Origin of the sequence: Streptomyces sp. CBMA123, from assembly GCF_014596465.1 — a bacterium.
Classification (GTDB): Bacteria; Actinomycetota; Actinomycetes; order Streptomycetales; family Streptomycetaceae; genus Kitasatospora.
The window spans coordinates 60,694-83,745 of sequence record NZ_MECK01000013.1; the positions used below are offsets into that span (position 1 = coordinate 60,694).

The window sequence follows — 23,052 nt, forward strand, 5'->3', positions numbered from 1 at the left end:
CGGCCCTATCCCTGACCAGCCAGAACGCACCCATCACTCCGGAAAGACAACGGCCGATTTTCAGGTCATATCGACGTTGAAACCGCGTCAGGTCATTGAGCTCGTCACGGCGATCCGATCGAGCCACCCACCCAGATGGCAACGGCACTGCGGGTGGTGGCGTCGGGAGCCGACCTTCCGACCCCGTCCCACGGCGCGACCTGCCGCTGTCATGACATCCGCTTCGGGACTCAGTCAGCAGAGAGGCCCTGCGCCTGTCGGTCGCACTCGATCCGAGATGACCGGAACCGTCTGCCAATTTCTGGCCAACTCGGCTTTAAAATAAGTTACTTGACTTTGATCGGTCCACTATCTAGCGTTCCGCAAGGACGTCGATCAACTTCGAAGGATCCCTACCCGGCCAGTCGGTCAACGCTCCATACGACGCCGGGAGTTCAGCGCACTGCCAGCCCCAGTCATCCTGCCAGCCAGCGCAATCAGGGAGTTTGTGAACTCATGTGTGGCCTCTGCGGATTCGTCATGCCCGAAGGTGGCGCCGAGCCGCCGGACGGAACTCTCGGCGAGATGCAGCGGGAACTCCGCCACCGCGGACCGGATTCATTCGGCGAACACGTGGCCGAACTCATCGGATTCGGCTTCGCGCGCCTGGGAATCATGGACCCCGACGGTGGCGAGCAGCCCGTGTACAGCGAGGATCAGAGTGTCGTCGCCATGACCACCGGGGAAATCTACAATCACGCCGAGTTGCGCCGCCGGCTCACCGCGCGCGGCCACACGCTCAAGAACCGGTGCGACACAGAGGTGGTGCCACATCTCTACGAAGAATACGGCACGGATTTCGTCGAACACCTCGATGGCCAGTTCGCCGTGGTGCTGTACGACCGTCGCCAACGTCTCTTCCTGGCCGCCCGGGACCATTTCGGCGTTGTGCCACTCTTCTATGCCTACGAACAGAGAACACTCGTCTTCGGATCCGAGATCAAGGCCCTCCTGCGACATCCGGTGGTGCGACGCGAGGTGGACCCCGTCGGGCTCGACCAGGTCCTGACCCTTCCCGGTCTGGTGAGTCCACGCACCATGTTCAAGGGGGTGCGCAGCGTTCCGCCCGGCACGATCGTGACGTCCAGGAACGGCGAAGCGCCTCGGGAACACCGCTACTGGGATCTTGCCTATCCACGCGCGGACGAGCCTCCGGAGCGGCACAGCGACCGCTACTACGTCAATCGCCTGGAAGAGCTCCTGGTGAGCTCGGTGGAGAAGCGGCTGCAATCCGACGTCGGGGTCGGGCTCTATCTGAGCGGCGGACTGGATTCCTCGCTGATCGGCGCGATCATGCGATCGAAGTTGCCGAATGCGGACATCCCCTCCTTCTCTGCGGCCTTCCCCGAACGCGAACTGTCCGAAGCGCGGCACCAGCGGCTGATGAGTCGCAGCCTGGGCACCACCCACCATGAGCGCTTCATCCACGGGGACGACATCGCGGAGCGGCTCACCAGCGTGATCCGGCACACAGAGTGTCCGTTGAAGGAGTCGTTCGACACGGCGGCCTTCGCCCTCTCGGAGACGGCCCGACGCCACGGGGTGAAGGTGGTCCTCACCGGGCAGGGCGCCGATGAACTCTTCGGCGGGTACATCGGATACCGGTTCGACCAGGTGCGGAGCAGCCAGCGTCGAGGTGTCGACCAGTTGAGCGAGGCCAGGCTGCGGGCCCGAGCGTGGGGTGACGAGAACTTCTTCTACGAGGGCGACGACGTCGCGTTCCGGGCTACCAAGAAGTGGCTCTATGCGGACGGCCTCGTCGAGGACGAGCCCGACATCGACTGCATGGCGCACCCGCTGGTGGACGTGGAACGCCTGGCCGGGCTGAGCAATCTGCACCGTCGTTCCTACCTGGACCTCAAACTCCGCCTCGCCGACCACCTGTTGGGCGACCACGGGGACCGCATGGCCTTCGCCAATTCGGTGGAGTCCCGGCACCCGTTCCTGGATCGCGAACTGGTGGACTTCATGGCCACCGTCCCGGAGGACCTGAAACTGCACGAGCTGGAGGAGAAGTACCTCCTCAAGAAGGTGGCCCGCTCGTGGATTCCGGATTCCATCATCGACCGCGAGAAGTTCGGTTTCACTGCTCCGGGAAGCCCGCACCTGCTTCGTCAGCAGAATGATTTCATCACCTCCCTGCTCGATCCCGACCGGATCAAGGCCGACGGCTACTTCGATCCGGCCTCGGTCGCCCAGCTCGTGGAGTCCTATTCACAGCCGGGGTTCAGAATCAACGTGCCGTTCGAAAAGGATCTCCTGATGACGGTGATCACCTTCAACGTCTTCCTTGACGTCTACGACCTGCCACGTAGGGGGAATTGATGACTGCTCCACTCGAGGGCCCCGTCATCGTGGGCATCTCCGCACACTTTCACGATTCGGCCTGTGCCGTGATGGTCGGTGGGCGGCTGATCGCCGCAGCGCACGAGGAGCGGTTCACCCGCCGGAAGCAGGACCCAGGTATCCCCCGGGAGGCGCTCCGGCACTGCCTGCGGGAGGCCGGACTCACCATTGCGGACGTCGACTGCATCGCTTACTACGAGGACCCGGCGAAGAAACTCGACCGGCAACTCTGGACGGCGCTTCCCGACGTCCCAGAAACGGGGCCCCACGCACTGTTCCGGTTCGACGCGGACCGCCCCCGCCGGGAGATACGCGAAGTACTGGGATTCGACGGCCCCGTGGAGATCGTCGAGCACCACCTCTCGCACGCGGCCAGCGCCTACTACTTCTCGGGGTTCGAGGACTCCGCCGTTCTCACCGTGGACGCCGTGGGCGAATGGGCCACCACCACCTGGGGCCGCGGCACCGGGGCGGACCTCGACCTCCTGGACGAGGTCGAATTCCCGCATTCACTGGGCCTTCTCTACAGCACGATCACCGGGCACCTCGGCTTCGAGGTGAACGAAGGCGAGTACAAGGTGATGGGCCTCGCCCCCTACGGCGTTCCCCGCTATGCCGACCGGGTGCGCGAACTGATCGACGTGACCGCCGACGGGAAGTTCTCGCTCGACCTCTCCTACTTCGACTTCCGCAACCCCGCGGGCATGGGGTCCGAGCGGCTCGCCGAACTGCTCGGCCTGCCTCCCCGGATGCCGGAGTCCGAAATCGAGCAGGCCCACTGCGATCTCGCCCGCAGCATCCAGACCGTCACCGAGGAGACGCTGCTCGCCCTGGCCCACCGGGCCCGGCGCCTCGTGCCGAGCGACAACCTCTGCATGGCCGGCGGCGTTGCCCTGAACGTTGTCGCCGTCCGGCGGATCGTCGAGGAGGGGCCGTTCCGCGACGTCTTCGTCCAGCCCGCAGCGGGAGACGCGGGAGGCAGCCTCGGCGCCGCCGCCGTCGCCCACCGCAGGCTCACCGGCCAGCGCCCGTCCTCCGAGCGCATGCGGACCGCGCTGCTTGGCGGGGCCGTCCCGCCCTCGGACGTGGCGAGGAAGCTCCGGGCCGCCGGTACCGACGGGTTCCTCGACTTCACCGACCGAGAACCGGAGCTGCTCGCGGCGGTCGCCGAAAGGCTGGCCGCAGGCAAGGTGATCGGCTGGGTCCACGGACGGATGGAGTTCGGTCCGCGTGCCCTCGGCGGGCGCTCGATCCTGGCGGACCCGCGGGGCGCCGATACCCGGGACCGGATCAACGCCTCGGTGAAGATGCGCGAAGGCTTCCGTCCCTTCGCGCCCGCGGTCCTCGCGGAGCGCGCGGCGGAACACTTCCGGCTGGACCACGAGTCGCCGTTCATGCTGGAGACCTGCGAGGTGGTGTCCCCGCTCGACCTGCCGGCCATTACGCACGTCGACCGGTCCGCCCGGGTGCAGACCGTCACCGAGGAGGCTAACGGCCGGTTCTACCGGCTCATCAAGGCGTTCGATGAACGGACCGGCTGCCCGATCCTCCTCAACACGTCCTTCAACTTGCGCGGAGAACCCATCGTGTGGACACCGGAGGACGCCCTCCTGTGCTTCCTGCGCTCCGCCATCGACTGCCTGGTCCTGGAGGACTTCGTGATCGACCGCGAGGCACTGCCCGAGGTGTGGCGCACGTGGTTCGAGAACACCCGGCCGTCTCGTGGATCCGCCGTCAGCGACACCGTCTACACACTTCTGTAGGGGCCTCTCCGATGTCGATGGACAAGATGAACCGCACCTATGCCCGCCGTCTCGGACAGCTACTGGCCTCGGACGACGGAGCCGCTGTCCTGGCCCTGCTGCAGGCGCTCCGCGCCGATGCCGGCGGCGTCGAGGACTGTCCGCTCCCCGAGGTGGAGGCGGGAACCGTCGCCGTCTGGCGGCGCAGTGGAGAGGACTACGTCCGCACCCGGGAGAGTCGCGACGACTGGCGGTACTGGGCCGATCTCGATCGGCTCCCGCTGCGACCCGGGCACCGGCGCGTCGTGCTGCTCGGCGAGTCCGCCGCCCGGGGCTACTTCTACGACCCCACGACCAACCTTGCCGAGCTGCTCGGCGAGTGCTTCGAGCAGGTCCCCGGGACGCGGGACGTGGACGTCGTGGACCTGGCGCGCACCAACGCCACCTGGGGCCAACTGGTGCGCGCCCTCACTGAGGCGGCCGATCTCGAGCCGGAAGCACTGGTCTTGTTCGCCGGCAACAACTGGGCGACCATCGACCTGTCGCCGCGCCAGTTCCACGAGCTCGCCGAGGCGGTGCGCACCGGCGGATACCCAGCCGCCCGTCTGCTGTTCCAGCGCTACGTGCTGGAGCACGCCCGTCACGTGCTGCGTGCTCTCGCCACGGTCGCCGCGGGCCTCGGGGCGGCCGTCACCCTGGTCATCCCCGAGTTCAACCTCGCCGACTGGGAGGAGGAGCGGTCACTGCTCTGCCCGGTCCTGCCGGGACAGTCCACAGCGGAGTGGATGGACCTGCGCCAGCGCGCCCAACAGGCGCTGGACAGTGGGGACACCGCAGCGGCAGCAGCGGCAGCACGGGCGATGACGGAGCTGGACCAGGGCGCCAGCCCGGTGAGCCAACGGCTGCTCGCCGCGGCCCTGCTCAAGATGGATCCGCAGGGCGCGGAGCAGGCTCTCGTAGCCGCCAAAGAGGCCCCGGTGGGGATCTTCGCCGCCCACTCCCCGCGCATCCTGTCGGCGGTCCAGGAGGAGATGCGGCGCGCCTGCGACGAGTACGGGTTCACCCGGGTCGACCTCGCCCGGGAGTTCCGCTCGGCTGCGGCGGGTGCCACGCCGGACCGGCGCTTCTTCATGGACTACTGCCATCTCAGCCTCGAGGGACTCACGCTCACGGCCTCCGCCGTGGTATCACGCCTCGCCCCGTCCCTCGGCGGCGAGGAGACGCCCGCCGATCGGCTGGCCGCCGGTCTCACCGTGCCGGCGCCCGGCGTCCAGGCGGTGGCACACTTCCTGGCCGCCGTGCACAACGCGCATTACGGCCAGCCCACCGAGGTCCTGCGGTACCACCTGGAGACCGCGCTGGCCTTCGACGACGGCATCGCCGAGCGCTTGCGCGACTACCTCGACTACCAGAGCAGGTCGGGCCCGCACTGGATGTGCCGCAGTTACGCCGCCTCCGCATCGGTCCCGCAGCTCGCCCGGTACCTCCAGGCCGGGGACACCCGGCTGTCCGGCAAGCTCGCCGACCACGCGCTGCGCGACGTGATGGTCGAACTCCTCGAACGACGAGGTGTTCGGGTCGAGGACGAATACCGGAAGCTGCTGATCTCGGAGCAGGCCGGCCCCAGGGTGGACCTGCTGGCCGACGTGGTCCGGGCCGCCACGTTCCGGGAACGGCTGGGCTTCGGCTTCGGACCCGCGCGGGCACACCTCGTCGCGCTGGACACGGTGAGCGGCTTCTACCCGGTGCTCGCACGGCCACAGGACGTCCGGTTGGAGGCGACCTGGCGGCTGCCCGGGGTGGAGGAGCGCTCGCTCCCGGTCACCGTGGAGGTCAACAGTGAGGCGGTGGCGGTGGTGGACGTCAGCGGCCACTGGACCACCGCCCGCATCATGGTGCCGGCCCGGTGCTGGCGGACAGGGGTCAACTCGGTCCGCGTCCTCTGGCCGCTGTGCCCGTCCGACGGCGAGCAGCTGCTGGAGGCCGGGGCCAGGGCCCTGGAGCGTGGAGAAGCGCCCGACAGCCTCCCCGCCTACGGCCACCTCCACGCGTTCACCGCCTCCTGCACCACCGGGGCTCCACAGGAACTCTGATGACCCGCACGGGTGCCCCCGCAACACCCTCTCCCGCCTTCGGAAACTGGAGTGTCAGATGACAACGGAGCCCGGTCGCGGCCCCGATGGAACAGGACGGTCGGCCGTCCTCGTCGATCCTGCCGCCGTGCTCGCCCACGAGTCGCAGCTGACCGTGCTGGAGCTGTTCGAGAAGCAGGCGGGTTCAGCGCCCGACCTCGTCGCGCTGTGCAGGGGTGAGGACGAGCTGAGCTACGGCGATCTCCTGACGCTCGTGCGACGGCTGGCCGCGGGCCTGCGGGCGGCCGGGGTCCAACCGGGCCAGACCGTGGCGGTCGACGGCGGGCGCTCCGTCGCGACCATGGCCTGTCTGCTGGGCACCATGTGGTCCGGCGCCGTACTGCTTCCGCTGGACCCGACGCAGTCTGCGACCCGCAAGTCCGAGCTCCTGGCGGAGGCGGACGCGGTGCTACTGCTGCTCCCCGACGCCACTCCCGGCGGCGCCACTGACGAGCTACCCGGAGGCGTCCGCGCCCTGACCGCAGCCGAACTGGAGGCACTGTCAGCGGACGCGGTCGTCCCGCAGCCGCCGTCGCCGCAGTCCGCGTCCTACCTGTTCTTCACCTCGGGGACCACCGGACGGCCGCGCGGCCTCGTCGGCCGACACAGCTCGCTGAGCCACTTCATCGCCTGGGCAGCACGGCACTTCGGCCTCGGGCCGGGTGACCGGGTGGGCCAGCTGTCCGCTCTCACCTTCGACGGAGTCCTCAAGGACCTCCTTCCCGCGCTGACCAGCGGCGCGACGGTCTGCCTGCCTCCGATGGACCGACCGTTCGACGACACCGAACCGCTCATGGCCTGGATCGGCCACGCCCGGCTCACCGTGCTGCAGACGGTCCCCAGCGTGTTCGGCGCGCTGCTCGCCACGGACGCCCGGACCACGGCCGATCTGTCGGCGCTGCGGCTGATCCTCCTGTCCGGCGACCTCCTCCAGGGCACGCTGGTCACCCAGTGGCGCGCCGCGTTCCCGGACGTCACTGCCAGGATGTTCAACCTGTACGGAACCACTGAGGCGACCATCCTCAAGTCCTGCTACCCGATCCCGGAGGTGATCGGGGAAGGCGCGCTGCCGGTGGGCAAGGGGATCCAAGGCGCCCAGCTCCTCGTGGTCGACGAGCTGGGCCGGCTGTGCGGCCCGGGGGAACTGGGCGAGGTCCTGATCCGCTCGCCCCATCTGGTGCTCGGGCGGCTCCGCCCGGCAGCGGGCGAGCCGCCGCTCTTCGAGGTCAATCCGTTCCGCCCGGACGACCCGGACGACCTGGTGCAGCGCACCGGCGACCTCGGCCGCTACACCCCCGAAGGCGACGTCGTGATCATCGGGCGCCGCGACGACCAGGTGAAGGTCCGCGGTGTCCGGGTGCAGCCGGACGAGGTGGGCGCGATCCTCGCTGACCATCCCGGCCTCCAAGCGGCGGCAGTCGTCTCCCGCCGGAACCAGCGTGGGGAAACGGAGCTGGTCGCCTACGTGGTGCCCGCCGCCGACGCGTCCATCACCCCCCAGGACGTCCGCGACACCGTGGCCGAGCGCCTGTCGACCGCAGTGGTCCCCTCTCACGTCGTGGTGCTCGACGCCCTTCCGCTCACACTGCACGGCAAGCTCGACCGACGTGCACTGCCCACCCCGCCGGTTCCGGCTGCGGACCACGGCGACGGCCCTGCCTGGGAGTCGCCGACCGAGCAGGCCGTGGCGGAGATCTGGGCGGAAGTGCTCGACTGCGCGCCACCGCCACGGACAGCCGATTTCTTCTCCCTGGGCGGACACTCCCTCCTGATGGTCCGGGTCCTCTCCCGGCTGCGGCGCGACTTCGGCGTCGACCTCCCGCTCCACCGGTTCTTCGACGCGCCGACCGTGCCGGCCCTGGCCACCGCCGTGGACGAGGTACGCCGGGCCCCCGGCCCCGCGCCGCAGGACGAGTCGATCGTCCCCCTCCCCAGGACCGGGCCGATACCGCTCTCCCCCGAACAGGAAGGCGTGTGGTTCCTGGAACAGCAGGTCCCGCAGGGCAGTGCCTACAACATGGCCGGGCTCTTCGAGCTGCCCGCCGGAATCGGCGACGACCTGGTCGGGTCGGCGCTGGAGCGTGTGGCGGCACGGCACGAGGCGCTGCGCACCGCAGTGGTCGAGGTGGACGGACGACCGGTTCAGGAAGTCCTGCCGCCGGACGGTGTCGACTTCCGCCCGCTGCCGCCCGTCGCCGACGAGGCCTCGGCCCTGGCCCGCCTCGCGGCGGAGGCCGCCGTCCCGTTCGCCCTGGAACAGGGACGCCTGTTCCGCGCACGGCTGATCACGATCGAGGACGAATCGCCGAGGCGGCTCCTCGGCATCACCGTGCACCACATCGTCTGCGACGGTTGGTCACTGGAGCTCGTCGCCGACGAACTGGACGCTCTCCTCGCGTCGGCCCTCAAAGGCCGCCCGGTCGAAGAACCGGCCACCACCCCCCTGCAGTACGCCGACCACGTCTTGTGGAACCACAGCCACCGGGACGAGACGCGGGAATCGGCCGACGCCGACTTCTGGCGTGACCACCTCGGCGCGTCCACCCCGGTCCTGGACCTTCCGACCAGTCGGCCCCGGCCGGCCGTACGGACCCACAACGGGGCGACCCGTCGCATCGAGGCTCCGCCCACGCTGGCCGGCCGGCTCGAGGAGTTCTGCCGCCGCCACGGGGCCACCACCTACATGGCGGTGGTCGCCGCGTTCGGCCTGGTACTGGCCCAGGCCTCCGGCGAGGACTGCGTCGTGCTCGGGACCGACGACGCCGGCCGTGAACGACCGGAGACCGAGGAGGTGGTGGGGTTCTTCGTCCGTACCCACGCCTACCGCCTCGACCTGGGCGGAGACCCGAGCTTCACGGACGCGCTGGCACGGGTCAAGGCGGCCGTTTTGTCCGCCCACGAGCACCGGCACCTGGCGTGGGCCAAGGTCGTCGAGGCCCTCAAACCCGAACGGGACGCCAGCCGGACGCCGCTCTTCCAGGCGATGGTGCGGATGCCTCCCCGCAACGTAACCGCCGCCGACCGCCGTGTGCTTCGGCCGGTCGACGTGATCGGCGCGACCGACGCGGCCGGCATCCCCGCGCTGGTGCCCGCCGCCAAGTTCGACCTGACGCTGGCGGCGACCGAGGGGCCGGCCGGGATCCACTTCGATCTGGAGTACAACACGGATCTCTTCGACGCCGACCTGGCCGACGTCCTTGGCCGCCGCGTCGTCACCCTCCTGGAGGCGGCGGTCCTGTCTCCGGAGCGTCCCGGGTCGACCCTGGCACGCCCCACGCCGCACCCGTTCGCCCAGGAGGTGGAGCGCCGCACCCACCCACGAGTCTTCGACGAGTTCACTCGGGCCGCCGCCGAAGCACCGGACAGCGAGGCCGTCCGGATCGGCGAACACTCCCTGTCCTATCAGGACCTGGCGGCGACAGTGGCAAGCATCGCCCCCTCCCTGGAGCCCGGCCGGACCGTCGCCGTGCTGGGGGGCAAGCACCCGTCGTCGATCGCCGCGGTGCTGGCGGCCCTCGCCCGCGGCACCGTCTTCGTTCCCATTGACGAGGAACTGCCGCCCGAACGTCAGCAGCAGATGGCCCGCATCTCCGGCGCCACCCTGGTCCTCGCAACCGGACACGACCGCGACCCGCAGTGGCCCGGCGCCGCGGGCCTGCCCGTGGCACACGCGACCGAGCGGACCGCCGAGCCTGCAGCCACCGTCCGTCCACCGTCACCCGCCGGACCGGGAGGCTCGTCCGACGACCGGCCCGCGTACGTCTTCTTTACATCGGGCACGACCGGAACGCCCAAAGGCGTCCTCGGCTCCCACGCGGGGCTCGACCACTTCATCTCCTGGGAGCGGGAGGAGTTCGGTATCACGCGGGCCGACCGCTTCGCCCAGCTGACGTCCTTCTCGTTCGACGCGGTGCTCCGGGACCTCCTGGTGCCGCTCTGCGCGGGAGCGTCGGTGCACATCCCACCGCAACGCGAGCGCGACGACACCCTGCGGCTGATCGAATGGATCGCTGCGGAGCGGATCAGCGTCGTGCACACGACGCCGAGCGTGCTGTCGTCGTGGCTGGCGCTGGCCGAGGACGCCGCGGACGTGAAGCTGCCCGAACTGCGGCTGGTCGCCCTCTCGGGTGAACCGCTGACGGACGCGGTGGTGCACCGCTTCCGGGCCCTGTTCCCGGACTGCGACGCGGAGCTGGTGAGCCTCTACGGGGCGACCGAGACCACGATGATCAAGTCGTTCCAACGGGTCCAGGATCCCCTCCCCGGTCCCGGACAACCGATCGGCCGACCGCTGCCTGGCACCCAGATCATCGTGCTGGGCAAGGATGGACAGGAGTGCCTGCCCGGAGAGCGCGGCGAGATCGTCGTCAGGACGCCCTACCGCACCCTCGGCTACCTCGGCCCGACGGCACCGGATGCGTTCCGGCCGAACCCGCACCGCACCGACCCGTCTGACCTCCTCTACTACACGGGGGACGTCGGCGTCGTGCACACCGACCACTCCGTGACGCCCCAGGGGCGCAGCAACGGCATGGTCAAACTGCGGGGCGTGAGCGTCCACCCGGCCGAAGTCGCCGCCGCCATCGGCACCCACCCCGAGGTCGGCTCCGCAGTGGTGCTCCCGCACGAGGACGATGGCCGGACCGAACTGGTGGGATACGTCGTCCGCACAGCCGGCTCGGCGCTGACCACCCAGGCGCTGCGTGACCACCTCACCCAGCGGCTGCCGGCGCCTGTCGTCCCCGGACTGCTGTTCTTCCTGGACAGCCTGCCCATGCTGCCCAACGGCAAGGTCGATCAGACCGCCCTGCGGGGGCGGACCGAGACCGTACGGAAACAGGCCGTCCACTTGGCGCCCCGCAACGCGGCCGAGACCCGGCTGCTCCGCATCTGGCAGTCCGTCCTGCGCACCGAAGAGATCGGCGTGGAGGACGACTTCTTCGCCAGCGGCGGGCACTCGCTGCTCGCCACCATCCTCATCACTCGCATCCGCAGGGAGACGGGAGCCGAACTGACCCTTCGCGACCTCCTCCGGGCGCCGAGGATCGACCAACTGGCCCAGGTGATAGCCCGCCTGACCGCCGAGCGGGAGGACGACGACCACGGCGCCCTCGTCACGCTGCGCCCAGGGCCGGCCTCGGCGACACCGCTGTTCCTGGTGCACCCCATCGGCGGAGACGTCATCGCGTACCGGGATCTCGCCCGACTGCTGCCCGGCGACCGCCCCGTCTACGCCTTCCGGGCACCGGGTCTGGACGGCGGCAGCCTGTACTCCGACGTCCGGGAGATGGCGGCGGTCTACCTGCACGAACTGCGCGAGGTCCAACCGCAGGGACCCTACGCACTCGCCGGCTGGTCCTTGGGCGGTATCGTGGCCTACGAGATCGCCCGCCAGCTCTCCTTCGACGGTGAGACCGCCGCGCTCCTCGCCATGGTCGACAGCTATGCCCCCGGCAGCCCCGCCTTCGACGGCTTCGACGGGGCGCCGGCCGACCATTTGCCCTCGTTCGCCGCCGACGTCGAGCGCGTGGCGGGCGCGCCGGCCGCAGCAGACCTCGGGCGGCTGCTCGATCCGGCCGGCGAGGGGGAGGACGACACCCTCACGGAACTCCGCCGCCGCTTCGCCGTCTTCCACGAGCACAGCGTGGCGCTTGGCAACTACCGTGGCCGCCGCGGAAAGCTCACCGGTACGCGGACGCTCCTCGTCGTCGCACAGGGGCAGCGCCGCCCGGCGGGCGTGGACGCGGTGCTGGGCTGGACGGAGTTCCTGGGCGCGCAGCCGCAGACCGTCACCGTCACCGACGCCGACCACTACGACGTCGTGGCGCCGCCCGCGGTCCGCACCACCGCCGAGGCGATCGGCCGGGAGCTGGACTCACTGCTGCCGTGACCGTCTCGGGGGCGCGGCCTCATGCGGACCGCGCCCCCGGGCCGTACCGCCCTGGCACTTTTCCGACCTGAAGACCACCCAATCCGATCGAGACGGAGTTCGCGATGCGCTTCGGTGTCATGTTCTTCGCCGCCTCTCCCGGAGGCGGTGCGGAGGAGACCTACCGCACCATGCTCGAAGTCGCCAGGCTCGCCGACGCCGGCGGGCTGAGCGCAGTCTGGACCCCGGAACGACACTTCGACGAGTTCGGCGGCGTCTTCCCCAACCCGGCACTGACCAGTGCGGCACTCGCAACGGTCACCCAACGCCTGCAACTGCGCGCGGGAAGCCTGATATCACCGCTCCACCACACGGTCCGGGTGGCCGAGGAGTGGTCGGTGGTCGACAACCTGTCCTCGGGCCGAGCCGCCGTCTCGTTCGGCGCGGGGTGGAACACCAACGACTTCGTCCTGTGCCCCGACCGGTACGCCGACCGCCGCGCCACGATGCTGGAGCAGGTCGACACCGTGCGGCGGCTGTGGCGCGGGGAGAGCGTCGAGCTGGTGAACGGCACCGGTCACCCGACCGAGGTGCGCCTGTACCCGAAGCCCGTGCAGCGGGAACTCCCGGTGTGGCTGACGTCCTCCGGCAATCCGCAGACCTTCATTGACGCGGGAGCCGCCGGGGCGAACCTCCTCACCCACCTCATCGGCCAGGACCTGGACCAGCTCCGCGACAAGATCGCGCTGTACCGCAAGGCCCGGGCCGACCACGGTCACCAGCCGCAAGGCGGGCTGGTGTCCCTCATGCTCCACACCCACCTCGATGCCGACGGCGGCACGGCGGAGCTCCGGTCGCGAGGGCCCTTCCGGGAGTACCTCCGCTCGGCCGTCGTACTGGAACGCAAGTCCGCCACCGGCGGCGGGACCATCAGCGGAGGTCACCAGATCCCCGACGAGGAGATTCCCGGCGACCTCATCGACGAACTGGTCGACGTCACCTACGAGCGGTACCTCCGTCAGGGCTCCCTGATCGGATCGCCAGCCGAGTGCGCCCCCATGGTCGATCGGTTGGCCCGGATCGGCGTCGACGAGGTGGCCTGCCTGCTCGACTTCGGCCTGACGGGAAGTGAGATATTGGGCGGAATCGAGCCGTTGATCGAACTCGCGGCGACCTTCAGCTGATCCCAGGCTGGCCCCCGGGCTGCCTTCGGGACGCACAATGACAAGGAAGAATCACCAGATGCCGAGCGGACAGCCCAGCTCCCGGCCCCTGACCCGTTCCCGGAGCCTTGCCGCCATCCTCATGCTCGACCAACGCCGGGCACGTCTGTTCCTGACGATCGCGGGCGTCGACTCGTTCGGAACGGGTCTCTACACCGCGACCTCCGTGCTCTACTTCACCAAGGTCCAGCACTTCTCCATCACCTCCGTCGGCCTCGCCCTATCCGCGGGAAGCATCACGGCCCTGCTGGCCAGCCTCCTCCTCGGGCGGGTGGCCGACCACTACGGCGCCCGGCCGACGTTGATCGTGCTCTTCCTGATCCGGGCGGTGGGCTACACCCTCTACATCACCGCCTCCCAGTACTGGGCGTTCTTCGCCCTGACCTGCCTGCTGTCCTGCGCCGACCGGGCCAGTACGCCGATCAACCAGGCCCTGATCAGCACGGTCTTCGCCGACCGGGAACGAGCCACGGTGCTGGGCACGGTGATGGCGGTGCGCAACGGCGCCATCGTGCTCGGTTCCGCGACCGCCACTATCCCGGTCCTCCTCGACTCGTCCGCCCTGTACGCGGTGGGCATCGCGGTCAACGGCGTCTCGTTCGCCGTCGCGGCCCTGCTGCTGCGAGGGCTGCGGGTGCCAGTCTCTCTGCCCGCCGGGCCCACGGAGCGGGACGCGGCCGTACGCTCCCCCATGCGGGATGCCCGGTTCGTGCTGATCACCGTGGTCAACGGCTTCCTCTTCACCCACGTCACCATCCTCACCGTGGTGATGCCGCTCTGGGTGACCGAGCACACCAGCGCTCCCCGCTGGGCCCTCACCTTGGTGCTCGCCGTGAACGCGGTGACCGCCATGCTGATCCAGATACCCCTCAACCGACGCACGGCCGGCTTCCGCCCGGCCGCCCACGCGATGGCCGCCGCCGGACTCGCGGTGGGGCTGTCCTGCGTCCTGTACGCGGGGTCCGGAACGACCTCCGCCCCGCTTGTGGCCGTCGGGCTCCTCGTCGTGGCCGTCCTCGTCCACACGGTCGGCGCCTGTCTGCACCTGGCCGGCACCTACCTGTCGTTCGAACTGTCGCCGAGCCGGGCCCGCAGCCGCTACCTCTCCTTCTTCAACCTCGGGCGGGTGGGGCAGGACCTCGTGGGCCCCACGCTCCTGACCGCGGCGCTGCTCCGGCACACCTCGTACTCCTGGTGGCTGGTCGGGGCCTCCGTGGCTGCCATGGGAGTTCTCCCCTCGCTGCTCCTCCGTGAGCCGCCCCTTCCGACCGCGGAGCAAGGACCATGTTGATCAGTGATGTGACGTCAGCCGCGAAACGGATCTCCGGCCGTGTGGTCCGCACGCCGGTGATCACGCTGCCCGAGCTCGATGCTGCTGTGGGCGCACGTGTGGTCCTCAAGTCCGAACTGCACCAGCACACCGGCGCGTTCAAGATCCGAGGCGCTCTGAACAAGCTACTGGCCGCAGACCCCGGGTCACGGCGCCAGGGCGTCGTGGCAGCTTCCTCCGGCAACTTCGGCCGAGCCGTGGCCATGGTCGCCCAGCAGTTCGGCATACCAGCCCACGTGGTGCTGCCCGGTGATGTCCCAGAGGTCAAGGTGGCCGCGGTGCGCGCGCACCAGGCTCACGTGGTCCACTACGACCCCTTACGGGACGATCGCGACGTCATCACCGCCGACCTGGCGGACCGCCTGGGCCTGCGGGTGCTCCCCTCCTCGGACGACCCCGACGTCGCGGCCGGCCACGGCACACTCGCCCTCGAACTCTTCGACCAAGCAGGCGCGTTGGACCTCCTGGTCGTGCCGGTCGGCGGCGGCGGACTCGCGGCGGGCTGCGCGACCGTGGCCAAAGCGCTCAACCCGCGCATCCAGGTCGTCGGCGTCGAGCCGGCCGACGGGGACGACACCGCCCGCTCGCTGCGCGCCGGCCACCGTGTCAGCATTCCCACCCCGTCGACCATCGCCGACGGCCTGCGCCACCGCGCGCCGGGCCGCTTCACGTTCGAGGTGAACAGCCGGCTCCTCGACCGGATCGACACCGTAACGAACGAGCAGATCGTGGCGGCCATGGAGTTCCTCTGGCGCCACGGCCGCCTCATGGCCGAGCCCAGCGGTGCCTGCGCGCTGGCAGCCCTCCTGGCGCACCACCGCGGTCCGACCGGCTTGCGGATCGGAGTCGTGCTGTCTGGCGGCAACATCCAACCGGACCGGTTCCACCGGATGCTCGCGGCCGACACCGCAGCCAAGTACGTCTGACCGGGAACACACTTCTCAGCCGAAGGAACACCGGAAAGTGACCACCACACGGCGGACATCCGCCCAGACCTCCCTCCCTCGCCGATGACGGCCCACCAGGCGCCGCCCCCGCACGCGGCGTCCGCCGCGGAACAACGCTTCTGGTTCGCCGAACAACTGACACCGGGCGCCCGGGCCAACCTGGCGGCGGCCCGGATCCACCTGACCGGCCCCGTGGACCTCGAACTCCTCCAACACTCGCTCGACGCCGTCCGGCAACGGCACGATGCGCTACGCACTGCCTTCCGGATCCAGGACGATCAGCTCGTGCGCAGTGTCCGCGCCACCCCGGTCACCTCGCCCGTGGCGCGGCTGGCGCCCGGCACGACACCCGACGACGCATTCACCGCCCTGGCGGCGCGCCCCTTCGACCTCGACCGGGCCGATGTGCAGCGCGCCGCGATCGTCCAGGAAGACGAGGAAGCGGACCTGTTCCTGCTGTTTCACCACGCCGTCTTCGACGGCCTGTCCGACGAGGTCCTGGCCGCAGACCTGGCCACCGCCTACGCACAGGGCGCATCCACCGGCACCGCACCGGTTCTCCCCCAGCGGCGACGCTCCGCGGCGCCCGTCTTGCGGGCCGAACGCCGCACCGAGCTGGTCGCGAAGTGGCGGGCCGTCCTCGACGCGGTTCCCGACCTTCCGCACGAGGGAGCCGAGCTCAGCCAGCGCGACCTGGCCATGGACAGCACCGAACGACAGCGTTTCGGCGTCCCGGAGGAGTTGGCCGAGCGACTGCGGACTGCCGCCCGGGGCCAGGCGGTCTCCCCGTACGGGCTCCTGCTCGCCGCCTACGGCCGCGCGCTCGGCGAGGTCGGCGGCGCCACCGACTTCTGCGTCGGAATACCGGTGGCCACCCGTACGGCGGAACAGGACGACGAGGTGGGATGCCTGCTCAACACCGTACCTGTCCGCATGCGCGCCCCGTCCACGCCGGGCGGGCTGCAGCGGGTGTGGAACGGCGTCATCGACGCCGTCGACGGCGTCGAACTGCCCTTCGACCAGATCGTCCGGGCTTGCCGACCCCAGCGGACCCGTCGGATGCCGCTGTACCAGGCACTGTTCACTTTCCAGAACTGGCCCCGGCCGGCCCGGGAGGTCGGCGGCACGCAGCTGCGCTCCGTCTCGACGGGCCCGTTCGGGAACCAGTCCGAGGTGCTCATGGAACTGCACGACCTGGGAGACGGCCCCCTGTCGGGGCTCATCCAAGCCCCGACCCACGGCCACTGGGCGAAGCGTCTCGGAGATCTCCGGGCGGCTTTCGACCACCATCTCGAAGTGCTGGCAGAGAACGTCGAAGGAGACTCCCGATGACACCGACAGCAACAGCGCGGAAGCAGCTCCGAACGCCCGGTCGGACCCCGGACCAGGTCGGTCTGCTGAACCGGGGGGCACAGCGGCTGATCAGCACGGACCCGGAACTCGCCAGCCTGCTCGACGCCGAGGTGCACCGGCAGGCCGTCACGCTCGCCATGGTGGCGTCCTCCAGCACCGCGGACTCCTCGGTCCTGGCCGCAGGCGCGGCGGCGGTCACGAACGTGACCGCCGAGGGCTACCCCGGGGCCCGCTACCACCCCGGAACGGCCTACTTCGACTCGATCGAGCTCTTGGCCGTCGAGCGGGCCAAGACCGCTTTCGGCGCCCAGTACGCCAACGTGCAGCCGCACTCGTGCTCGTCCGCGAACCTCGCCGTACTCTCGGCCCTGCTGCCTCCGGGCGGCACCCTGCTGGGTCTTGAGCTGGACTCCGGCGGCCATCTCACCCACGGCGCCCGGGCGTCGGTCACCGGACACCAGTTCAAGGCGGTGCACTACGGGCTCGACGCCGCCGGCCTCATCGACTACGACACGGTCGCGGCACTGACCCGGGAACACCGTCCGACCGTGATCATCGCGGGGGCGAGCGCCTATCCGCGCACCATCGACTTCGCGCGGTTCCGGGCCATCGCCGATTCCGTCGGGGCCTATCTCCTCGCGGACATCTCCCACATCGCGGGTCTGGTGGCAGCAGGTCAGCACCCCAGTCCGATCGACGTGGCCCATGTGACGACCACCAGCACCTACAAGCAGCTCGGCGGCCCGCGCGGCGGCCTGATCCTCATCGGCCGGGAGCACACGACGCCCGGCCCCGACGGCGTCACCCCGCTCGCCCTGCTGATGGACCGCGCGGTGTTCCCCCGCTTCCAGGGGACGCCCGACCCGGCAGCCATCGCCGCGAAGGCCCGGGCCCTGGCCCTGGTCGCGGAGCGGGAGTTCCAGCACACCGCCCGACGGATCGTGGAGGACGCCAGCGCACTCGCGGACGAGCTGCGGTCGTTGGGACACCATGTGCTGACCGGCGGGACCGACAACCACATGGTCCTGCTGGACGTGGTGCGGGAAGGCGTCACGGGGATCGCGGCCGAACGCGCCTTGGAGGAGTGCGGCATCCTCGCCAACCGCAACCGGATACCGGGCGACGTCCTGCCGCCCATGGTCACCAGCGGGCTCCGGCTGGGCACCAATCAGCTCGCCCAGCGGGGCATGGGCGTGGCGGAGATGAAGCACTGCGCACAACTGGTGGACTCCGTCCTCGCGGCGATCAGCCGGGACGACCTCGATGCCGCGGTCGACCCGGGCCTGCGGAACCGGGTACGCGGCGAGGTCGAAGAGCTGTGCACGAGGTTCCCACTGCCCTCGTACCCGACACCAAAGGACGACCAGGAAGGGGCCGAGGCCCGATGACCACGCACCCGAGTCCCGGCCGACAGTCCGCCGAACGGGCCGCACCGCTCGTGCTTCCCACCGACAGCCCTCGCCGGCCCGGTGCGGGACACCTCAGCGAGCGGGTGACAGTACGACTGTCCGGCTCGACGGGCCACCACGGGGTCCCGGACGAGGCGGCGCTGTTCGCCGTCGCCCTCGTCCTCCTGCACCGCCTCTCGCAGCAGGAGAGCTTCACCGTCGGCATCGCCGGCGCGGACCCGCGACGGCTCCAGGCCACAACGGTCTCCTCGTTCACCCTGTCCGGGGGGTTCTCGCTGACCGACGTCGTGCAGGCGGCCCGCACCGCCTTGGCCGACGCCCGGTCCGGCGAGGGCAGTGACACCGGGCACACCGACGACACCTCGGTCCCGGTCCTCTTCCACCCCGGCCGCCCGGCCCCCGCGTTCCCCCTCCCGTCGAGCGGCGAACTGCTGCTCGCCGTCGAGGCCTCGCCAACTGGAACCGAGGTCGAGGCGCACTACGATCCCCGGCTCCACGAAGCGGAGACCGTCCGACGCCTGCTCGGCCACTACGGCGTACTACTGGAAGCCGGCCTCACGGAACCGGAGCTGCCGATCTCGGAACTGCCGATCCTGACGGCCGAGGAGGAACGGCGGATACTCGTCGACTGGAACCGGACCGCAGCCGAATCACCCTACCGCGGCTGCCTGCACGAGGAGTTCCAGGCGCGGGTCGAGACCGCACCGGAGTCTACGGCCCTGATCACCGAGGACGGCGAACTCTCCTTCGGGCAGGTCGACGCCAAGGCCAACCGGTTGGCCCGCCACCTGCGCGGCCTGGGCATCGGGCCCGGGTCCCTGGTCGGCCTCTGCCTCGAGCAGTCGGCGGACCTGCTGGTCGCGGTCCTCGCCGTGCTCAAGGCGGGCGGTGCCTACGTGCCGCTCGACCCAGGCTACCCGGAGCAGCGCTTGGCAACCATGCTCAGAGGGGTCACCTGCGGTGCGCTCGTCAGCCGCAGCGACCTGGCCGACAATCTGCGCACCGCGACCGCGGACTCCGGCCCGCCGCTGGTCCTGCTGGACCGCGACGCCCCGGTCGTCGACGCACTCCCCGACGGCGCCGTCAACAGCGGTGCGGGGGCCGACTCGCTCTGCTACGTCATCTACACCTCCGGGTCGACGGGGGTGCCGAAACCCATCGCGCTGCGCCACCGCGGGGTCGTGAACAACCTGGCGGACCTCAACTCCCATCTGGGGATCGGCCCCGGTGACAAGGTGCTCGGCCTCTCCTCACCGAGCTTCGACATGTCCGTCTACGAGATGCTGGGCATCACACTGGCCGGTGGAACGCTCGTCCTGCCGTCCCGGGGCCGGGCGAAGGACCCGGCTCACTGGGCGCACCTCGTGTCCCTGCGAGGTGTCACCGTCTGGAACTCGGCCCCGGTGCTGCTGGAAATGCTGGTCGACCACGTGGAGAGGAACGGCGCGAAGCCCCCGTCGACCCTGCGCGCGGCGATGCTGGGCGGTGACTGGATCCCGGTCGACCTGCCCGACCGGACCCGGAAGCTGGCGCCTGGACTGCGATTCCTCGCGCTCGGCGGCGCCACCGAGGCGTCCATCCATTCGATCCTGTTCGAGGTGACCGAGGTCGACCCGGACTGGCCCAGCATTCCCTACGGGCGTCCGATGGCCAATCAGCGCGCCTACGTCCTCGACCGGCACCGCCGACCCGTCCCGCCGGGTGTCGCCGGTGACCTCTACCTGGCCGGCGTCGGCCTGGCAGTGGGCTATGTCGACCAGCCGGAGCGAACGGCCGAACGGTTCACGGAGTGGAGCCACGGGCCCGTGGCGAAGGAACGCGTCTACCGCACCGGCGATTTGGCACGCTACCGGCCCGACGGCGTGATCGAGCTCCTGGGCCGCTCCGACTTCCAGGTCAAGATCCGTGGGCTCCGCATCGAACTGGGCGAGGTGGAAGCCGCGTTGAAAGGTCACCCCGCCGTCGCTGACGCCGTCGCCGGACCGTACACGGACCGGACGGGTGACCTGCGGCTGGTGGGGTACGTGACGGTCCTCGATCGCCACGGCGTCGATCCCGACGAACTACACCGGCACCTGGCCTCCGTCCTGCCGGGCTACATGGTGCCGACCTCGGTCATGGTCCTCGACGCCATGCCGCTCAGTGCTAACGGGAAACTGGATCGCCGGGCGCTCCAGGACCTGCATCCCGAAGCGCAGCCACCCAGCCGTGAGACGCTCGACGACACGTGGGCGACGGACCTGCCGGAGCAGCGCATCGTCGACGTCTGGCGGCAGGTCCTGGGTGTGGAACGGGTCGGGCCCCGGACCGACTTCTTCACCATCGGGGGTGACTCCCTGAAAGCCATGCGCTGCATCGCCGGCATCGACCCTCGGCTGACTCTGGGCGACATCCTCCGGAATCCCACCGTCGAGAGCCTGTCCGCCCGGCTGCGCGAGATCGCCGACGACGGTCCGGACGGAACACCATGAGGCACCCGCAGGACCACCGGACGAGGCAGGAACCGGTGTCGTCGGAGGGTCTCGCAGGCGCAGTAGCGCTCCTTCACAGCGCTTCGGAGGTGATCCGGTCGACGGCCCAGCCGCAGGACGCCCTCGCCGCAGCCGCATGCCAACTGGCCGACGCGGCGTCGTTCCTCGCCGAGGCGGCCGTCCGGCGACCGTCAGCCGACCGTGCGACCCAGCGCGAGTTGCTGTCGGAGGCACTCAGCTGCACGCGCGCAGCGGGCACCGTTATGCGTTTCGCCGTGATGCGGGCGAACGATCAGGTCCGGTCCGCAGGCGCCCTCGCGACCACATCCGTGGTGACGCCCCGACCGGCCGACGCCCCCGGCCCCGAGGACGAGTGAAGGCAGCTGCGCCACGACGGTGGGGCCGCCTCTCGCCGAGTCACCGAGCAGCTGAGCGCCCCGTAGCAGCCGGATGCCGACTAACGCACGTGCCGCCCCGTGTGGGCGGCGATGAGGTCGCAGTACCAGGCGTAGGAAGCGCGCGGGGCGCGCTGCTGGGATCGAGGACTCCCTCACATGGCCGCGCTCCGCGAACTGGCAGACAACCACGTGCGGCTGCTGATCGAGGACGCCACCAGCTCCGTCGTGCGATACAGAACGAGCGTCGCTGGTGTTCCGCAGGTGCGCCAGTACGGTTGCCTCTTTCGACGACCGGCGGCTGTCAGATCTGGTCGGTCAGCGGCTTGAGGTGATTCACGGCGCTGGAGAAGTCACCCTGCATCTGGTCGTAGGCATCGGCGTCACCGGCGGTCACCGGGTCGCAGAGCTTGGCGGCCTTCTGCAGGTAGCCGAGGGCCTGACCCCACTCCGCGGGTGAGCCCGCTTCCGGCTGCTGGCCGTTGACCGTCTTGGCCACGGCCGTGCAGGCCTTGCCCACCTTCGCGGTGTCCCCGTGTGCGCTCATGATGGTCGCGGCCATGGGGATGAAGGCGCTGGTCACGGCGCTGTGCTGCGGGGAGTTCAGCGCCCAGGCCCGCGCGGGGCTGTCACTGGCGCTGGGGCTCGCGACGGTGCTCGCCGTGGTCGAAGCAGCCGAAGCGGAGGCGGAGGCCGGGGTGGCCACCGCCTTGCTGCCTGCGGGGGTGCTGCTCGCAGCCCGCCAGGGCGGCGGCGGTCACGAGCAGGCAGGTTGCGGCGGCGCGGCGCATGGGTTTCCTTCGATCCGTCGGTGCGATGACCCGAGACCGTACTCCGCCGCCGCGCCTGCCGATCAGCAGGGGGGGCTGGCGCGGCCGCCCGCCAGCTCGCGCGCGATGGACAGCTCCAGAAGCGCGCGGAGCCGCACTGCACCGGCCGTGCGGTCCGCACCGCGCACCGCACCGCACCGCGCCGCGCTGCGCTGCGTGGCGCGGCTGTCCTACTCGGTCGGCAGACGGAGCATCGGTTCGAAGGCCGCGTCCTCCTCGCCCTCGACCGAGGGGAGGAAGCCGTCGGGGACGGCCTGGTCCGCCTCACCTGGCCCGACCACCCGGGCGTCCAGGAGCTCCAGCAGGGCGGCCGACCGGTCGGCTGGACCGCGCCGCTGCCGGACGGGCCGTGGGGGCAGGCCGGCCACATCGCCGCCCAGTACCGGGACGCCCAGGCCGCAGACATCCTGACCGAACCCGCCAGCGGGGCCCGCACCCACCGCTCCGTCGGCCAGGCCCTGGACGTCCTGCACCGCGCGCACCTCGACCGACTGCGCGCCGAGCGCGCGATGCCCGACGTGCAGCACCTGGCCCTCAAGCGCCCGACCGGCTGGAGCACGCCCTCCGACCGCGGCCTCGGCACCCCACACCGCGCCTCGCTCGACGACGGCCTGGTCCACCTCACCTGGCCCGACCACCCGGGCGTCCAGGAACTCCAGCAAGGCGGCCGCCCGGTCGGCTGGATCGAAGAGTACGACGTCCAGCGCGGCACCTGGACCGCCCTGATCGACAGCAGCCTCATCGCCAACGCCGCCAGCGGCGAACCCCTGCGCTGCCCCAACGCCGAAGGCGCTCTCGCCCCGCTGCGCCGGGCCCTGGGGGAGCACCTCACCAGCTGGTAGACCGGGGCGGCCGGCGCGGCCGCGCGCCAGCCCGCGCGCGATGGACAGCTCCAGCAGCGCGCGGCGCGCTTATGGACAGGCCGCGCGGGCTCCGCGCGCACCGCCCGGCGGGTGCGGCTCCCGC

General features: G+C 70.5%; 14 protein-coding genes. 12 read left to right on the top strand and 2 right to left on the bottom strand.

Annotation, left to right across the window (positions count from 1 at the left end; translation table 11 throughout):
- Positions 1-495: 495 nt before the first annotated feature.
- The 11 genes from asnB (at position 496) to BG452_RS03610 (ending at position 21,238) form a co-directional block, all read left to right on the top strand.
- Entirely contained in the window at positions 496-2,364 is a 1,869-nt protein-coding gene (gene asnB / locus BG452_RS03560; protein ID WP_223241696.1) for an asparagine synthase (glutamine-hydrolyzing), read from the top strand.
- Entirely contained in the window at positions 2,364-4,148 is a 1,785-nt protein-coding gene (locus BG452_RS03565; protein ID WP_188302646.1) for a carbamoyltransferase, read from the top strand. Before asnB ends, BG452_RS03565 begins: the two co-directional genes overlap by 1 nt.
- 11 nt (positions 4,149-4,159) lie before the next feature.
- Positions 4,160-6,220, top strand: a complete 2,061-nt coding sequence (locus BG452_RS03570; protein ID WP_188302647.1) for a hypothetical protein — start codon at positions 4,160-4,162, stop codon at positions 6,218-6,220.
- Positions 6,221-6,278: 58 nt separating this feature from the next.
- Complete coding sequence (locus BG452_RS03575; RefSeq protein ID WP_188302648.1) at positions 6,279-12,149, top strand: AMP-binding protein; 5,871 nt, start codon at positions 6,279-6,281, stop codon at positions 12,147-12,149.
- A 104-nt stretch (positions 12,150-12,253) separates the two neighbouring features.
- Positions 12,254-13,312, top strand: a complete 1,059-nt coding sequence (locus BG452_RS03580) for a MupA/Atu3671 family FMN-dependent luciferase-like monooxygenase (protein WP_188302649.1) — start codon at positions 12,254-12,256, stop codon at positions 13,310-13,312.
- 121 nt (positions 13,313-13,433) lie between these two features.
- On the top strand, positions 13,434-14,642 hold the full coding sequence (locus BG452_RS03585) for an MFS transporter (RefSeq protein ID WP_188302650.1): 1,209 nt from the start codon (positions 13,434-13,436) through the stop codon (positions 14,640-14,642).
- A complete protein-coding gene (locus BG452_RS03590) occupies positions 14,636-15,607 on the top strand; it encodes a threonine/serine dehydratase (RefSeq protein WP_188302651.1) in 972 nt (323 codons plus the stop codon). Before BG452_RS03585 ends, BG452_RS03590 begins: the two co-directional genes overlap by 7 nt.
- A gap of 84 nt (positions 15,608-15,691) precedes the next feature.
- Positions 15,692-16,960: a condensation domain-containing protein gene (locus tag BG452_RS03595; protein ID WP_188302652.1), complete on the top strand. Its 1,269-nt coding sequence runs from the start codon at positions 15,692-15,694 to the stop codon at positions 16,958-16,960.
- Entirely contained in the window at positions 16,957-18,369 is a 1,413-nt protein-coding gene (gene glyA, locus BG452_RS03600) for a serine hydroxymethyltransferase (protein ID WP_188302653.1), read from the top strand. Before BG452_RS03595 ends, glyA begins: the two co-directional genes overlap by 4 nt.
- A 104-nt stretch (positions 18,370-18,473) precedes the next feature.
- Positions 18,474-20,861, top strand: a complete 2,388-nt coding sequence (locus tag BG452_RS03605; protein ID WP_188302654.1) for a non-ribosomal peptide synthetase — start codon at positions 18,474-18,476, stop codon at positions 20,859-20,861.
- Between the two features lie 89 nt (positions 20,862-20,950).
- Entirely contained in the window at positions 20,951-21,238 is a 288-nt protein-coding gene (locus BG452_RS03610) for a hypothetical protein (protein ID WP_188302655.1), read from the top strand.
- A gap of 322 nt (positions 21,239-21,560) precedes the next feature.
- Here the strand turns inward: BG452_RS03610 and BG452_RS03615 are convergent, their stop codons facing one another.
- Entirely contained in the window at positions 21,561-21,962 is a 402-nt protein-coding gene (locus tag BG452_RS03615; protein ID WP_188302656.1) for a hypothetical protein, read from the bottom strand.
- 294 nt (positions 21,963-22,256) lie between these two features.
- A complete protein-coding gene (locus BG452_RS03620) occupies positions 22,257-22,613 on the bottom strand; it encodes a hypothetical protein (protein ID WP_188302665.1) in 357 nt (118 codons plus the stop codon).
- On the opposite strand from BG452_RS03620, the gene BG452_RS03625 reads away from it, so the two are divergent.
- Positions 22,596-22,928 (top strand): hypothetical protein, encoded by a 333-nt coding sequence (locus tag BG452_RS03625; RefSeq protein ID WP_188302657.1) that lies wholly within the window; start codon positions 22,596-22,598, stop codon positions 22,926-22,928. The genes BG452_RS03620 and BG452_RS03625 overlap by 18 nt on opposite strands.
- Positions 22,929-23,052: the final 124 nt, after the last annotated feature.

Bases quoted from the DNA above. Each gene is read 5' to 3' on its own strand.
- BG452_RS03590 (WP_188302651.1), top strand. From the start codon at position 14,636: ATGTTGATCAGTGATGTGACGTCAGCCGCGAAACGGATCTCCGGCCGT.
- BG452_RS03565 (WP_188302646.1), top strand. From the start codon at position 2,364: ATGACTGCTCCACTCGAGGGCCCCGTCATCGTGGGCATCTCCGCACAC.
- BG452_RS03625 (WP_188302657.1), top strand. From the start codon at position 22,596: ATGCCCGACGTGCAGCACCTGGCCCTCAAGCGCCCGACCGGCTGGAGC.
- BG452_RS03595 (WP_188302652.1), top strand. From the start codon at position 15,692: ATGACGGCCCACCAGGCGCCGCCCCCGCACGCGGCGTCCGCCGCGGAA.
- BG452_RS03580 (WP_188302649.1), top strand. From the start codon at position 12,254: ATGCGCTTCGGTGTCATGTTCTTCGCCGCCTCTCCCGGAGGCGGTGCG.
- BG452_RS03575 (WP_188302648.1), top strand. From the start codon at position 6,279: ATGACAACGGAGCCCGGTCGCGGCCCCGATGGAACAGGACGGTCGGCC.
- BG452_RS03570 (WP_188302647.1), top strand. From the start codon at position 4,160: ATGTCGATGGACAAGATGAACCGCACCTATGCCCGCCGTCTCGGACAG.
- asnB (WP_223241696.1), top strand. From the start codon at position 496: ATGTGTGGCCTCTGCGGATTCGTCATGCCCGAAGGTGGCGCCGAGCCG.
- BG452_RS03585 (WP_188302650.1), top strand. From the start codon at position 13,434: ATGCTCGACCAACGCCGGGCACGTCTGTTCCTGACGATCGCGGGCGTC.
- glyA (WP_188302653.1), top strand. From the start codon at position 16,957: ATGACACCGACAGCAACAGCGCGGAAGCAGCTCCGAACGCCCGGTCGG.